The sequence below is a fragment of the Elusimicrobiota bacterium genome, from assembly GCA_041660925.1.
Classification (GTDB): domain Bacteria; phylum Elusimicrobiota; class Elusimicrobia; order UBA1565; family UBA1565; genus JBAZUV01.
Window position 1 is genome coordinate 247393 of record JBAZVI010000002.1, and the last position, 14588, is coordinate 261980.

A 14588-nucleotide genomic window follows, 5' to 3' on the forward strand; every position below is an offset into this window, starting at 1 on the left:
TACGGACGCGGGGTCCGTTCCCGTGCGTTCATGCGGGCCATGCTAGCAAAGAGACCGCCCTTGCGGACGGTGGATTTATCGTTTACAATACGCGCAAATGAAATCCGAACCCACGCAGGCCCTACTCGAGCCGTCCGAGGTGCGCGAGCGCCTCTGGAAGATCAAGCTCACGCAGTCGAAAGGCGTCATCCGCATCGGGGTCGCCAAGAAGCAGGCGCAGGCGAACTCCCTCTACCTGGAGATCAACGGCGCCCGCCGCTTCGAGATCGGCAACGACTGCGACACCTGCCATTTCTGGTTCAAGTGCCTGCGCGACCCGCGTCCCGCGCCGCACAAGAAGCTCTTCAACCTGCCCAAGACGATCGCGCTCCCCCGCCCGATCGACGCCGACATGGTGCGCGAGCTGCTGCCGATGCTCGACATCATGGAGAAGGGCGAATACTACCTGATGAACACGAACGTCACGCTCACGGGGCCCTACGCCGCCGACGACGAGAACTCCTACTTCCACAACGCCGAGTTCCAGGAGATCTGGGACATCGAGGACCCCGCCGCCGAGGACCTGCTCTCGGACTGGGAGCATTACGAGGGGCGCAACCCGCGCATCTACCGGCACGAGGACATCGTCGAGAAGCAGCACGACTTCGTCATCCCTCTCGTCCCGCAGAACCGGCTCAAGCAGGAGAACATCCGCCTCTACCAGCAGATGATCCAGAACGGGGACCGGCCCCGCGTGTTCCTCTTCGGGCTCATGCAGCGTCCCATCCCCGAGACCATCGCGACCGGACGCGGGAAGACGATGCACTCCTTCTTCGCCGGCTTCGTCCTCGACGGTCACCACAAGCTCGCCGCCTACCAGCGCGCGGGCGTGGCCGCCAACTGCCTGACGCTCATCTCGACGAAGGCGAGCAAGTACTTCCTCCTCGAGAACGAGGGCGACGACGCCCACGCGAAGCTCGAGGAGCGCCTCTCGACGCTCGCCGTCTGATGGAGTGCCCGGGCTGCCACGAGGCGATCAGCGGCAAGCTCGAGACCTGCCCCCATTGCTTCTACGACCTGCGGGCGCACCGCGGCGCGGGCGCGAAGAAGGCCGGCCTGCCGGGCTATGAGGACCTCGACGGCCCCGATCCGGAGATCGTGCCGGTCCCCGATGCGCACGTCGACAACGTCCACTACAAGCCCAAGGCCTCCCCGTTCCGCTACGTCCTCCTCGCGCTGGTCTTCGTCCTCGGCGTCGCCCTCTTCTACCTGGGCAAGGATTTCATGCGCGAACGCCGGGCCGCCGAGGAGATGACCGCGGCCATCGCCAACAAGCCCGCGCAGGCCCTCCCCCCCGCCGCGACCGCGGCGGCGACGGTCCCCGCCGCGGGGACGGACGCTCCCGCCGCAGCCGAGGAGCCGGTCGAGACGCCGGCTCCGGAGGCTCCCGCGCCGGCCGCGCCGGCTCCCGTCGAAGCCGAGTTCTGGCGCTTCGAGGGCCGCGTCTACGACATCCTCTCGCTGAAGCCGGTGGCCGGAGCCAACCTGACCTTCCTCGCCGACGACGGCGGGCAGGGCGGAGCCGTCTCGGGCTCCGACGGACGCTTCCGCGTCAAGCTCCCCTCCTCGTCGGGCGGGTACCGCGTCATCGTCGACCAATCCGACTACGACGGGGACCATTTCGACGACCCCTCCGCGAACTACCGCTCGATGACCCTCGCGGCCCGCGCGGTCCTGCGCAACTCGGTCCCGAAGCACCGGCCCTGGAAGGGCGGCGCCGGGACCGTGCGCCGCGACATCGCCCTCTTCCCCCTCTCGCCGGACTCCCAGGAGTGATCAGCCCGTTCCAGGCCCTGGTCTACGGGCTCCTCCAGGGACTCACCGAGTTCCTCCCCGTCTCCAGCTCCGCGCACCTGAGCCTGCTCCCCTGGCTGGCGGGCTGGCCCGACCCCGGCCTGGCCTTCGACGTCGCCCTGCACGCCGGCACCCTCGCCGCCCTGCTCGCGTACTTCCGCGCGGACTGGGCCCGCATGCTCCGCGCCGCCCTCCGGGAACCGCGTTCCGAGGAGGCGCGGCGGCTCTGGGTCCTGGCGCTGGCGTCGGTCCCGGCCGGACTCGCCGGGCTGCTCCTCGAGAAGCAGGCCGAGACCGTCTTCAGGACGCCCGCGCTCGTCGCGGCGACCCTCGCCCTCTTCGGCCTCCTCCTCGCGTGGGCCGACCGCTTCGCGAAGGACGGCGGGAACGCGGGCGACCCTTCCCCTTCCCGCGCGCTGCTCATCGGCGCCGCGCAGGCGCTGGCCATCGTTCCCGGGGTCTCCCGCTCGGGAGCGACGATCACGGCGGGACTCTTCCTGGGTCTCGACCGCGAGGCCGCCGCGCGCTTCTCGTTTTTGCTCGCGACCCCGATCACGGCGGCGGCGGCGCTGCACAAGGTCCCGAAGCTCGGCGCCGGGCTCCTCGACCCGGGCGTGCTGCTCGCGGTGGCCGCGTCGGCCCTGAGCGGGGCGGCGGCCATCCATTTCCTGCTGCGCTGGACTCGACGGGCCGGCTACCTGCCGTTCGCCGCGTACAGGATCCTCCTCGCGGCCGCTATCTTCGCGTCGGCCTGCCGAGCCTAGGACCCACGGCGACTAGGCCAAATGCCTTCGACGACCCTGGGACTTCCGCCTCTTCGCGCGCCTCTCGCGCGCGGATATAATGTACCGGTGATGGTGAAGAGCCGTCCGTCGCTCCTCGCGCTCTGCGCGGTGTTCCTCGTCGCGCAGGCCGCCGAGCCGGTCCGCGTCCTGGCCCAGACCGTCCGGGTCGGCGTCCCCGCGGCCTCGGCCGCGACGGGCCTCGCCCCGGTCCGGGTCGCGCTCCCCGGGGGCGGCGTCTGCGTCCAGGGAACGGCCGCGCCGCTCCAGATCCTCCCGGCGCTCCCCGCCCTCTCCCCTCTCCCGAAGGTTTCCGTGACGCCGGGCCTCGCGGCCGCGCCCTCCGCGTCCCCCTCGGCCGTCGTCCCCTCCGTCGAGGCCGCGCAGCCTGCCGCTTCGCCCTCCGGTTCGGCGTCCGCGTTCGTCCCCCTCGGCGCGAGCGCGGCCGCGCGACCGGAGGTCCGGCCCGTCCTCGAGGCCGCGGGCGCCCTGGCCGCCGAAGTCTCCGCGCCCGGCGCCGGCCGCGCGGACGCCTCCGCGCTGGAGACGCGCTGGCGTTCGTTCTGGAGCAGGAGCAGGAACGTCGCGGGGTCCGCGGCCGTCGAAGGCTCCCTCTCCCCGCTGCGCCCGACGCTCTTCCCCGCGTCGTCCTCGCGCGGGGCCCGGACGCTCGCGCTGGCCGCCGCGCTCCCCGCTCCCCTGCTGGCCGCCAAGGCCAAGGCCGTCGCCCTCCTTCCCGGCTGGGCGCTCTCCGCCCTGAAGGCGGGCGCGCCGTACCTGCAGGGCGGCGGAGTCCTGCTCGTCACCTGGGCCGCGACCTGGGCCGCCTCGAAGGTCCTCAACGCGTTCTGGAAGTGGCGCGGCTTCGAGCCCAACAGCCTCGTCGCGACGCGCCTGCTCGCCGACGTGGCGCTCTGGGCGACGGGCGCGACGATCGCCCTGAAGGTCGCGGGCATGGACTGGACGACGCTGCTGGCCGGCCTCGGCATCGGCGGCCTCGCCGTCACCATGGCGCTCAAGAAGTTCCTGGGGAACCTCATCCACGGAGTCATCCTGCTCTTCAACCACCCCTTCCGCCTGCGCGAGAAGGTCCGCATCGGCAGCACCGACTACGTCGTGCGCGACATGACCTTCCGCTACGTCGTGCTCGAGAAGGAGCCGGGCACCCATACGCTGATGGACTACACGCAGCTCTCCTCCCAGCCCCTGCGGCTCTACCGTCAGATGGAGACGAGCCGTCTGCGCGAGGACGCCCCGGCCGCCGAGACCCCGGCGGCCCCCGCGCCGACCCTCCTTCGGCGGACGCTGCGGCTCGGCGGAGGCGCCGCGCTCGCCGGACTCGCCTGGTTCCTCCACGGCGCGCTCCTTGCGGCCCGGCCGTTCATCTACGCCCTCGCGGGCTTCGCGGCCACGGCGCTGCTGGCACGCCTGAGCGGGGCCTTCCTGCGCCGCCTCGCCGCGCGCCGCGGCTGGAACCCCGACCGCGCCGGCCTCGTGCGGACCGTCGTCAACGCCTTCATCTACCTCGTCGGCGGCGCGGTCTCCCTCGCCCTCGCCGGGGTCTCCTGGTCGGCGCTCCTCACCGGCGCCGGCGCCCTGGGGGTGGCCGCCGGCGTGGCCGCCACCGATTTCCTCTCCAACCTCCTCGAGGCCTCCTGGATCCTCGCCACCCAGCCCTTCAAGGTCGGCGACCGCATCCGGGTCGGCGACGAGGAAGGCGTCGTATCCGATATGACCCTCCGCTACGTCGTGCTCGAGACCGCACAGGACGGATCGCCCGTCTCGATCCTCCTCCCCTACGCACTCATCGGCTCCTCCACCGTCACGGTCCTCAAGGACTACGTGAAGTCCCGGTCGGCTCGATGAAGCGCCGCCCGGACATCCGCAACGTCGCGATCATCGCGCACGTCGACCACGGCAAGACGACGCTCGTGGACTCGATGCTCAAGCTGACCGGCGCCTTCAAGGTCCACGAGGGCGGGCCGACCGAGATGGTCCTCGACGCCAACGACCTCGAGCGCGAGCGCGGGATCACGATCCTCGCCAAGTGCACCTCGGTGCGCTGGAAGGACGTCACGGTCAACATCGTCGACACTCCCGGCCACGCCGATTTCGGCTCGGAGGTCGAGCGCATCCTGAGGATGGTCGACGGCGTGCTCCTGCTCGTCGACGCCGCCGACGGCCCGATGCCGCAGACGAAGTTCGTGCTCCGCAAGGCGCTGGCGCAGGGGCTCGCCCCTATCGTGGTCATCAACAAGATGGACCGCAACGGCGCGCGGCCCGCGGCCGTCCTCGACGAGGTCGCCTGCCTCTTCATCGACCTCGGCGCCCAGGACCATCAGATCGACTTCCCCGTCCTCTACGCCTCCGGGCGGGAAGGCTGGGCTTCGCGCCACCTCAAGGAGCGCGGGACCAGCGTCGAACCGCTCTTCGAGAGCATCATCAAGCACATCCCCGGCCCCCAGGCCGACGAAGGGCTGCCGCTGCAGATGATGATCACGATGAGCGACTACTCCAGCTATCACGGGAGCATCGGCATCGGCCGCATCCACCACGGCCGCCTCGCCCCGGGGCAGCCCGTCTCCCTCCTCAAGCCCGACGGACGCGTCGTCAAGGGCAAGATCACCCGCCTCGACGGCTTCGTCGGCCTCGAGCGCAAGCCGGTCGCTTCCGCGCGCGCCGGGGACATCGTCGCGCTCTCGGGCCCCGAGGACATCGAGGTCAACGACACGATCTCCGACCCGGAGAACCCGCAGGCCCTGGAGCCGACGACCATCGACGCTCCGACGCTCGCCATGGAGTTCATGGTCAACGACAGCCCCTTCGCGGGCCGCGAGGGGAAGTTCGTCACGAGCCGGCACCTCAAGGCGCGCCTGGAGAAGGAGCGCCGCATCAACGTCGGCCTGCGCGTCGAGGAGCTTCCGGGCGAGGGCCACTTCAAGGTCTCCGGCCGCGGGGAGCTCCATCTCTCCGTCCTCATCGAGACCATGCGCCGCGAGGGCTTCGAGTTCGCCGTCTCCCGCCCCGAGGTGATCTACCGCGAAGTGAACGGCGTCCTCGAGGAGCCGACCGAGCTCCTCGTCCTCGACATCGAGGCCCTTTACCAGGGCGCCGTCTTCGAGTCGCTGGGCCGCCGCGGCGCGCGCATGGTCAACATGCACCACGAAGGCGTCGGACGGCTGCGTCTGGAGTACGTCATCGCGGCCCGCGCCCTGCTCGGCTTCAAGTCCGAGCTGCTCACGCTCACGCGCGGCACCGGGGTGCTCCACCATTCGTTCCACGGCTACGCGCCCAAGAGCGGCGAGGTCCCGCTGCGCGCCAACGGCGTGATGATCGCCAAGGAGCCGGGCGAATCCACCGGCTACGCGCTCTACAACCTGCAGGACCGCGCGACGATGTTCATCGGGCCGAACGTCCCCGTCTATCCCGGCATGGTCGTCGGGCAGAACAGCCGCGACAACGACCTCGTCGTGAACCCCGCCAAGCAGAAGCAGATGTCGAACATGCGCTCGAAGGCCTCCGACGAGGCGCTCGTGCTGACGCCGCCGCGTCTCCTCTCGCTCGAGCAGGCCATCGAGTTCATCGACGTCGACGAGCTCGTCGAGGTCACTCCCAAGAGCATCCGTCTGCGCAAGAAGATCCTCGATCGCAGCCAGCGCAAGCGCGCCGAGCGCGACGACGAGGACGACAGGCGGGACTGACGCCGTGTGCGGCATCGCGGGCCTCTTCCAGAGCGGTCCGGGCTTCGACGCCGAGGCCGCCCGCCGACTCCTCGAACGGTCCGCCGGCGCGATGGCCCACCGCGGGCCGGACGCCGCCGGGATCCGGGTCCTGCCGGAGGGCCTCGGCCTCGCCCACCGGCGGCTCTCCATCCTCGACCTCGACCCCCGCTCCGACCAGCCCATGGTCTCGGCGGACGGACGCTTCAGCATCGTCTTCAACGGAGAGGTGTACAACTATCGGGCCCTGCGCGAGGAGCTGCGCGCCGAGGGCGGCTCCTTCCGGACCGAGAGCGACACGGAGGTCGTGCTCGAGGCGGCGCGGGTCTGGGGACTCGAGCGCCTGCTGCCCCGCCTGGCGGGGATGTTCGCCTTCGCGCTCCATGACGCCCGCACCGGACGCCTCGTCCTCGCGCGCGACCGCGCCGGCAAGAAGCCCCTCTTCTACTGCGTCGAGGGAGGGCGCATCAGCTTCGCTTCCGAGCTCCGCGGCCTGCTTCCGCTCATGCTCCGCGCCCCCGCTCCGGACGCCGACGGCATCGACGACTACCTCACGCTGAAGTTCGTCCCCTCCCCGAACACCCTCCTCGCGGGGGTGCGGCGTCTGCCGCCGGGGCACCTCCTCGTCCAGGAGGCCGGCGGCGAGCCGCGCGTCGAGCGCTGGTGGCAGCCCTACGCCGCCGCGGCGACCGCCGGCGGAAGCCTCGAGGAGCGTCTCGACGGCCTCCTGCGCACGGCCGTCGCGCGCCGCCTCGTCAGCGACGTACCCGTCTGCCTCTTCCTGAGCGGGGGCATCGACTCGGGCCTCATCGCCTCCTATCTCGGCGAGACCGGCGGGGCCGGCATGGCCGCCTACACCGCCTCCTACCCCGACCTCCCCGGCTACAGCGAGACCGACGCCGCCCGCCTCAGCGCCCGCGCCTTCGGCCTCGACCACCGCGAGGTCGCGCTCGACTCCGCCGAGGTCCTTCGCCTCCTGCGCGACGACGCCCTCGTCCTCGACGAACCCGTCTCCGACTGGGTCTGGGTGCCGCTCTACGGGCTCTGCCGGCGCGCCCGCGCCGACGGCTTCAAGGTCGCCCTCGTCGGCGAGGGCTCCGACGAGACCTTCTTCGGCTACGACGTCATGCTCGACGCGCTCACGACGCTCGGCCGCGCGCGCGACCCGCGCTGGCGCCTGCTCGCGCGCGGGGCGAGCGCGCTCCTGGCCCCCCTCTATCGAGCGACCCCGCGCGGGCATCAGCGCTTCGACCTCTGGCGCCGCATCGCCGCCGGCGAGCCGGCTTACCTGGGCTCCTCGGTGGGCTTCCCCCCGTCGCTGCACCCGCACGCGGCCGGGCCCGCGCTCGGCGCGCGGCGCGGGGAGCGGGCGATCGCGTCGGTCGCCGGGCTCTACCGCCTCCACGCGGAGCACTGCCCGCGCAAAGACGACGACGAGGCCCTGGTCTCGCTCGTGGAGTTCTACGGGAAGATGAGCGAGATCCTCCTCCAGCGCGTGGACCGGGTGAGCATGCTCCACGCCCTCGAGGCCCGCGCCCCTTTCCTCGACCATGAGCTCGTCGAGTTCGCGTTCTCGCTCGGGCCCGGAACGCGCCTGCCCGGCGGGCGCCTCAAGGGGCTCCTGCGCGACTTCGCCCGCACCCGCCTGCCCTCCGAGATCTGCGGACGGCGGAAGATGGGCTTCTCCTTCCCGTTCAAGGAGTGGCTGCGCGGGGAACTCGGGTCCGAGGTCGGCCGCGTCTTCTCCTCCTCCCGCCTCTTCCGCGACGGCTGGGTGCGGGCGGACTTCGCCGCCCGTCTTCTCGCCGAGCACCGCCGCGGCCTCGCCGACCACGCTCCGCGCGTCTGGATGCTCTATTCCCTGGCGAGGTGGTACGACCGGTGGGTCCCGTGAAGCTCCTCGTCGCCGCGCGCAGCGTGCGAGGGCTCACCGGGACCGAGACGACGGTCTTCGAGCAGGCCCGCCGCTTCGCCGCGCTCGGCTGGGAGTACCACGTCTGCGGCGAGCGACTCGACGCGGAGCGCCTGCGCGCGGCCGGCGCGGCGGCGCACCGCGTCCCGCGCTGGCCCTGGGGCTCCCGCCTCAAGCGCCGCGTCTTCGACGCCCTCGCCTCCCGCGTCGCGGCGCGCGGGGGCTTCGACCTCGTCTGCGGGCACGGCGACACCTTCCGCCAGGACGTCCTGAGCCTGCATAACTGCGTGCACGCCGCGCACGAGGCCGTGCACGGGACCCCGCTGCCGGACTCCTCGGGCCCCGGCTGGATGCACGCGCGCATACTCCGCGAGCGTGGTTTCCGCCTCCTCATCGCCAACTCGGAGCTCATGCGCCGCGACGTCGTCGCGCGCTTCGGGGTCCCGGCGGGTCTCGTCGAGGTCGTCCATCCCGGGCACGACCCTCGCCGCTTCCGGCCCGGGGGCCGCGCGGAGCTCGGCGCCGCCGCGCGCCGAGAGCTCGGCGTCCCGGCCGAGGCCCCCCTCGTCGGGCTCATCACCTCGGGGGACTTCCGCAAGCGCGGGGTCCCACTCTTCCTCGAGGCCCTCGCGCGCCTCGACGCGGGTCTCCGCGGGAAGCTGCGCGTCCTCGTCCTGGGGAGCGAAAGCCGCCTGGGACCGTATCGGCGTCTGGCGGGGGAGGCCGGCCTGGGCGAGCGCATCCTCTTCCTCCCCCCCGACCCGCGCGTCGAGCGCTTCTACCACGCGCTCGACGTCTACTGCCACCCCGCGCTCTACGAGGAGTTCGGCCAGAGCGTCCAGGAGGCGCTCGCCTGCGGCACGCCGGTGCTCGCCAGCCGACGGGTCGGCGCCGCCGAGCTCCTGGAAGGGACGGTCTACGGAGAACTCCTGCCGGAGCGGCCCGAGGCGGTGCGCCTCTCCTCCGACCTCACGCGCCTGCTCGGCGACGCCGCCCTGCGCTCCGCCCTGCGCAATACGGGCCCGGTGGCCGTTAAAGGAAATACCTGGGACTCGAATTTTGCGAAGACGCGGGGACTTTTCGAGAAAGTGCTGGAAGAGAAGACGAAGAGAAACGTTGTTCCTTAACTCCCCTTCCCCTCGGGAGGGGGTGCAGGGGGAGGGAGAACCCCAAAGGGAAAGGCCCGCTGACGCGGGCCTTTTCTCTGTGAGGGGTTCCCCCCCCCCCTCCAGCCTCCCCCCGCAGGGAGAGGAGCTACGGAAGGTATAAGCTCCTTCCCTCAAGATTTCGTTCTCTTATTCCGTTCCGCCTCAAGGCGTATGCGGCAAGAATTAAACCAATGAGCGAGAACCACTGCGACGGCGAGAGCCACGGAAGGAAGAACGTCCCCCGGTCGTCTCCGCGGAAGAACTCCACGACGAAGCGGAGGACCGAGTAGAGCAGGATGTAGCCGAAGAAGGCCGTGCCGTAGGCGTAGCGGCCCTTCCGGATGCCCGGCAGCACCTTCACCAGCATGAAGGCGAAGATCGCGGCCTCCCCGGCCGCCTCGTAGAGCTGCGTCGGGTGCAGCGCGAGCCCGCGGAAGGCCTCGTCGAGCCCCGCCGCGGGGTCCGTGAAGCGGACTCCCCAGGGGAGCGTCGTGGGGCGGCCGTGGCAGCAGCCTTCGAGGAAGCATCCGAGCCTCCCGAGCGTGTGGCCGAGCGCGAGCGCCGGCCCGAAGTAGTCGGCGATCGGCAGGTAGCGCCGCGGGCGATGGCTCCGGTTGTAGACGCGCTGGAAGACCCAGCCGCCGGCCATCGTGGCCGCGAAGCCGGTCCAGAACACCCAGCCCGAACGCCAGTCCCTCAGCGCTCCCGCCGGGTCGCCGCGGAACTGCTTCCAGTCCAGCAGCACGTAGCCGAGCTTCGCGCCGAGGATCGCGCAGAAGAAGATCGTGTAGACGAGCGCCCAGAACTCCGCGTCCCCCCCCTCCACCTCGCGCCTGCGCGACCAGAGCCAGAGGATGCCGGCGAGGTAGCCCGCGGCCACGAGGATGCCGTAGCCGTGGACGGGGCCGCCGTCGGTCCAGACGAGGATCGGGTGCATGTGATTCCGGGGAGCCTCGACGCGGCTCCCCGAGGGAGTCTACAAAAAACCCCTCCGGGAATCCCCGCGTCCGGGATTCCCGGAAATCCTATAATCGCGGCGGATGTCCCCCGCCCCTCAGGAAGGTCCCCTTCGAACGCCGCGCGAGCGCCTCCTGCTCGCCGGGCTTCTGCTGGCGGGCGTCGCCCTCCTGCTCGTCGTCTGGCGGCGGCTCCTGCTCGAGGGGCTCGTCCCCGTCGACGGGAACGCGCTGACGGTCGCCTATCCCAACTGGGCGGTCTTCAAGTCCTCCTGGCCCTGGAGGATCCCGCTCTGGAACGGCGCTCGCGGACTCGGCGCGCCCTTCGCCGCCGACCCGATCGCGATGGCCCTCTATCCGCCGCTCTGGCTGCTCTCCCTGGCTCCGGACTTCGCGGGCTTCCTGCGCGGCTGGACCGTCTTCCATGCGCTCGTCGCGGCCGTCTTCTCGGGCGCCCTGGGCTGGCGTCTGACGCGCGAGCGCCCCGCGGCCTTCGCCGCCGCCGCCCTCGGCGCGCTCAACGCGTTCTTCACCGCCCGGGTCGTGTTCCCCCACTGCACGGCCGCCGCGGCCTGGCTGCCGGCCGTGCTCTACGCCCAGCTCGCGCTCTCCCCGTGGGGCGTCGCCGCCGCGCTCGCCCTCGGCTGGCTCGGGGGCTACCCGCCCTTCCTCATCCAGACGGCGCTCCTCGCGCTGGTCCTGGCCGCGACGCAGGGGCGGGAGGGTCTGCGCTGCCTGGCGAAGGGAGCGGCGCTCGGCGCCGCCCTGAGCGCGGCGCAGTGGATCCCGTTCCTCGAGTTCCTCCTGCGCTCGAGCCGCGGGACGCTGCTCTCGGCGGAAGCCGCCGTGCAGTTCTCGGTCCCGCCCCTCCAGCTCCTCAAGGAGCTCCTCCTGCCGCAATGGTACGCGCTGCGCCCCGCGGTCGAGGGAGACCCGGCGATGGCGGTCTTCTACATCGGGCCCGTCGCGCTCGCCCTCTGCGCGCTCGCCGTCCTGCGCGGGGGACGGCTCGAGCGCGCGCTCGCGGCCTGCGGCCTCGCCGGGCTCCTGCTTTCGCTGGGCGCGCATCTGCCGGGCTACTCCGCCTTCGCGCCCCTGCGCTTCTTCCGCTCGCCTTCGAACTGGCTGCTGCTGGCGGCCGCGGCGAGCGCGCCGCTCGCCGCGCTCGGCGTCGCGCGTCTGCCGCGCGGCCGCTGGCTCGCCGCCGCCCTGGTCGCGCTGGACCTCGCCGTCTTCGCCCTTCCCGACCGCGTCGCGTGGGCCCGCCCCGGTTTCTTCACCGATCCTCCCCCGCTCGCGCGGCGCCTGGCCGCGCTCCCGGGCCCCGTGCGCCTCCATCACAGCCGCGCGCTGATGACCCTCTGGCAGCAGGGGACGCTGGAGCGCGAGGAAGACTACCTCCTCATGCGCGACTATCTGGCCCCCGCCTACGGCACCGCGCTGGGCGTCCACGACGTGTCGGACTGCCAGACCCTGCGCCTGCGCTCCGCCGACGACTACCGCCGGCGCCTCGACGAGGAAGGGCCCGGTTCGCCGCTGCTCGACTGGGCGGGCGCCGCCGCCTGGGTCTCCGTCTCCACCGGGGCCGCGCGCGTGGAGCGCGCGGCGCTCTTCGTGCGGCCCAACCCCGGCTACCGGGGACGGGTGTTCGCGCAGCCCGCGTCGGCCGCGCGCGCGGCGCTCGCGGCCTGGCGCCCGGGCCGCGCCTGGGCGCGCGTCGAAGGCGCCGAGGAGTCTCTCGTCGTGCTCGGGGAGTCGGACTATCCGGGGTGGGAGGCGTATGTGGACGGCGAGCCCCGGCGCATCGAGCGCTTCGAGGGCTTTTTTCCTGGGGTCCGCGTAGGGGCGGGCGCGCACCGCGTGGAGTTCCGCTTCCGCTCTCCGGGCCTCATCGCCGGGCTCGCGCTGGCCCTCTTCGTGCTCTCGCTCGCGCTGGTCCGGAAACTTCGAGCGCCCTCCGTTTGAACGGAAGGCGCTCGAAGTCTCCGGAAGGTTAAGATAAATCTGAAACATCGAAAATCCCGTTAGAAGCCATCCAGAAGCCCCGTTGATACGCGAAAACGTGGATTTCGCGCCTCCGGCTAGGCAAGAGAACCGCGGCGTACTGGAGGTACGCAGCGGTTCGAACAACGACGCCGGAGGCCGAAAGCCGCGTTTGCAGGCGCAGCGGGGTTTCTGGATGGCTTCTAGGGATTTTCGATGCTGCCCAGACTCGGCTGGGGGATGAGGGCCTTCGTGACGGCGCTCGCGCCCGAGCGCATATAGACCGAGAGGACGATGACCACCGCGGCCATCATCAGGGCGACGGCGGTGTTCCCCTTGCGGACCTGCAGGTCCTCGTTCATGTCCCCCGTCAGACGCTCGAAGAACTCCAGCGCCAGGCGCACGCAGCCCATCGCGAGCAGCATTCCCAGCACGAGGTGCCCGAGCGCATAACCGGCCATGCGGAGGAAGTCCATGACGCATCCGCATTCCCCCGCCGCGACGAGGGTGCAGATGGAGATGATGGGGTAGACCGACTCCTGGAGGATGAGGGCGGAGCCGATCATCAGGGCGCCGATCATGATGGCGACGGCGGCGTTGCCCTTGCGGATCTCCTCCTCGGCGTCCATGTGCGGCATCGTGCGCTTGAAGCCCTCGTAGGTCAGGTAGACGACGAGGGCGGAGAGCCCGACGGAGAGGGCGAATTGCACGATGCTGAGCAGGAGTTTGGTCATGGGTTTAGTACTCCGACCGCATAATTATGGCAATTTTGACCGGGCGATTTCGGCCGTCCGGCAAGGCGCGAGGAGCGAGCATACCGGCCCGAGGTATGTGAGCGAGGAGCAACGCGGCTGGCGGCCGAAAGCGCCCGGCCCCTCTCCAGGAAGTTTCGCTGCCGGAGGCGGCGAAACTATTACGGACGGGGCGGCCCGTCCCTGGGCGGCTTCGTCGTCGCTCCTCCTTCAGATAGCTCAAGCTATCTTCAGTCGTCGCTTCTTGAATCCGCATCAGGCCCGGGCCGCCAAAATCGCCATAATTATGCGGTCGGAGTACTCAGATGGGCTGGATGGCGAACTGTTTGCCGGATTCGAGATAGGACATCGTGTAGTCCCCGACCTGGCCGGGCGGGAGCCAGGCGGGACCGGCGGACTCGATGAGGAGGTAGGGCTTCCCCTCGTACTCGATATAGACCTCCCCCTTGCGCGGCACGCGGTGCACGGCCATGAGGTAGTGCTCCGGGATCTCGAGCCCGACGGTCTTCACGTTGGGCCAGCTGCGCAGGATGCTCGCGATGAGGGCGGTCTTCGTGTCGCAGTCCCCCTGGCCGAGGACCAGGGTCTTGGGCGGCGGCAGGATGCCTCCGGTGACCTTGGTGCCGGCGCGGTTCGGCGGGATCTCGTAGCGGACGGCGGTCTGCGCCATGGCCACGACGGCGCCGACGAGCTCCTCGCTGCCGTAGTTCCGGCCCCCGGCGATGGAGGAGTAGGCCTCGACGATCGATCGCATCCGAGGGGCGTTGCGGCGGGCGAGCGACGGGACGTCGGCTTCGATGGTGTTCGCGTTCTTGTAGCGGAAGCCGGCCTTCTGGTAGAGCTCGACGCGGCGGCGGCGGTATTCGACGGAGAGCGCGGCGAGGGTGGCGTCGAGGTCCTTCTGGACCTGTGCGTTCTTCGTCTTGAGCTCCTGGAGCTTGCGCGCGAGTTCCGCCTGGTCCTTCGCGGTCACCTTGCCGGAGAAGCTGTCCCCCTTGGCGATGTCGATGGAGTCCTTCTGCGCTTTCTGATACCAGGCGTCGAGGGCCTGCAGATCCTCGTCGCGGAAGCCGAACTCCCGCACGGACTCGGCGACGATCGCGTCGCTCAGCGTGGCCCGCACCTCGAGGGCGTCCCCGTTGAAGTTCAGGAAGCCGTAGTCGAGCGCGTAGCCGTCGGGAAGGCGGCGGATATGCTGGTAGGTCTTCTCCGCGGGGTCCGACGCCGACTCCGAGGGCGCCGCGTCTCCTCCCGCGTTCCCGCCGGAGGTGCGAAACGGCCGGAAGCCCCTCTGGAACTCCGCGTAGGTCTCGACGCTCTCCCGGTCCGACGGCGCGGACGGGCGGGGCGAGAAGTACCGCGTGCAGGAGAAGAGGAAGGCGAAGACGGCGCAGAGGGCGGCGGCGTGCGCGAGAGGGCTTCTCACGGGGGCGATTCTATATAAAAACGACGGGAGAGGAATCGCCCCCCTCACCCCCGTGCCCCCTCTCCCGGCGTGGCGGG

Annotated in this window: 11 protein-coding genes; 8 read left to right on the top strand and 3 right to left on the bottom strand. The window is 71.0% G+C overall.

Features of this window, described 5'->3' with window-relative positions; translation table 11 throughout:
* The first annotated feature begins 97 nt into the window (after positions 1–97).
* The 7 genes from WC969_03750 (at position 98) to WC969_03780 (ending at position 9373) form a co-directional block, all read left to right on the top strand.
* Positions 98–988, top strand: a complete 891-nt coding sequence (locus tag WC969_03750) for a hypothetical protein (GenBank protein ID MFA6028951.1) — start codon at positions 98–100, stop codon at positions 986–988.
* A complete protein-coding gene (locus WC969_03755) occupies positions 988–1815 on the top strand; it encodes a carboxypeptidase-like regulatory domain-containing protein (protein MFA6028952.1) in 828 nt (275 codons plus the stop codon). Before WC969_03750 ends, WC969_03755 begins: the two co-directional genes overlap by 1 nt.
* Complete coding sequence (locus WC969_03760; protein MFA6028953.1) at positions 1812–2597, top strand: undecaprenyl-diphosphate phosphatase; 786 nt, start codon at positions 1812–1814, stop codon at positions 2595–2597. Before WC969_03755 ends, WC969_03760 begins: the two co-directional genes overlap by 4 nt.
* Positions 2598–2687: 90 nt before the next feature.
* Positions 2688–4481 (top strand): mechanosensitive ion channel domain-containing protein, encoded by a 1794-nt coding sequence (locus WC969_03765; protein MFA6028954.1) that lies wholly within the window; start codon positions 2688–2690, stop codon positions 4479–4481.
* The gene (gene typA / locus WC969_03770; protein ID MFA6028955.1) at positions 4478–6316 is read left to right on the top strand and encodes a translational GTPase TypA; all 1839 of its coding nucleotides are present in this window, start codon (positions 4478–4480) and stop codon (positions 6314–6316) included. Before WC969_03765 ends, typA begins: the two co-directional genes overlap by 4 nt.
* Positions 6317–6320: 4 nt before the next feature.
* Positions 6321–8228, top strand: coding sequence for an asparagine synthase (glutamine-hydrolyzing) (asnB, locus tag WC969_03775; protein ID MFA6028956.1), 1908 nt, complete (start codon positions 6321–6323; stop codon positions 8226–8228).
* A complete protein-coding gene (locus WC969_03780) occupies positions 8225–9373 on the top strand; it encodes a glycosyltransferase family 4 protein (protein MFA6028957.1) in 1149 nt (382 codons plus the stop codon). The genes asnB and WC969_03780 overlap by 4 nt, the downstream gene beginning before the upstream one ends.
* 127 nt (positions 9374–9500) lie before the next feature.
* Here WC969_03780 and lgt read toward each other — a convergent pair whose 3' ends face one another.
* Positions 9501–10331 carry a prolipoprotein diacylglyceryl transferase gene (gene lgt, locus WC969_03785; GenBank protein MFA6028958.1) on the bottom strand — a complete coding sequence of 277 codons (831 nt, stop codon included), beginning with the start codon at positions 10329–10331 and terminating at the stop codon, positions 9501–9503.
* A gap of 103 nt (positions 10332–10434) precedes the next feature.
* Between lgt and WC969_03790 the strand changes: the two genes are divergently transcribed.
* A complete protein-coding gene (locus tag WC969_03790; protein ID MFA6028959.1) occupies positions 10435–12315 on the top strand; it encodes a YfhO family protein in 1881 nt (626 codons plus the stop codon).
* 221 nt (positions 12316–12536) lie between these two features.
* Here the strand turns inward: WC969_03790 and WC969_03795 are convergent, their stop codons facing one another.
* A complete protein-coding gene (locus WC969_03795) occupies positions 12537–13067 on the bottom strand; it encodes a DUF350 domain-containing protein (protein ID MFA6028960.1) in 531 nt (176 codons plus the stop codon).
* A 319-nt stretch (positions 13068–13386) separates the two neighbouring features.
* On the bottom strand, positions 13387–14511 hold the full coding sequence (locus WC969_03800; GenBank protein MFA6028961.1) for a hypothetical protein: 1125 nt from the start codon (positions 14509–14511) through the stop codon (positions 13387–13389).
* Positions 14512–14588: the final 77 nt, after the last annotated feature.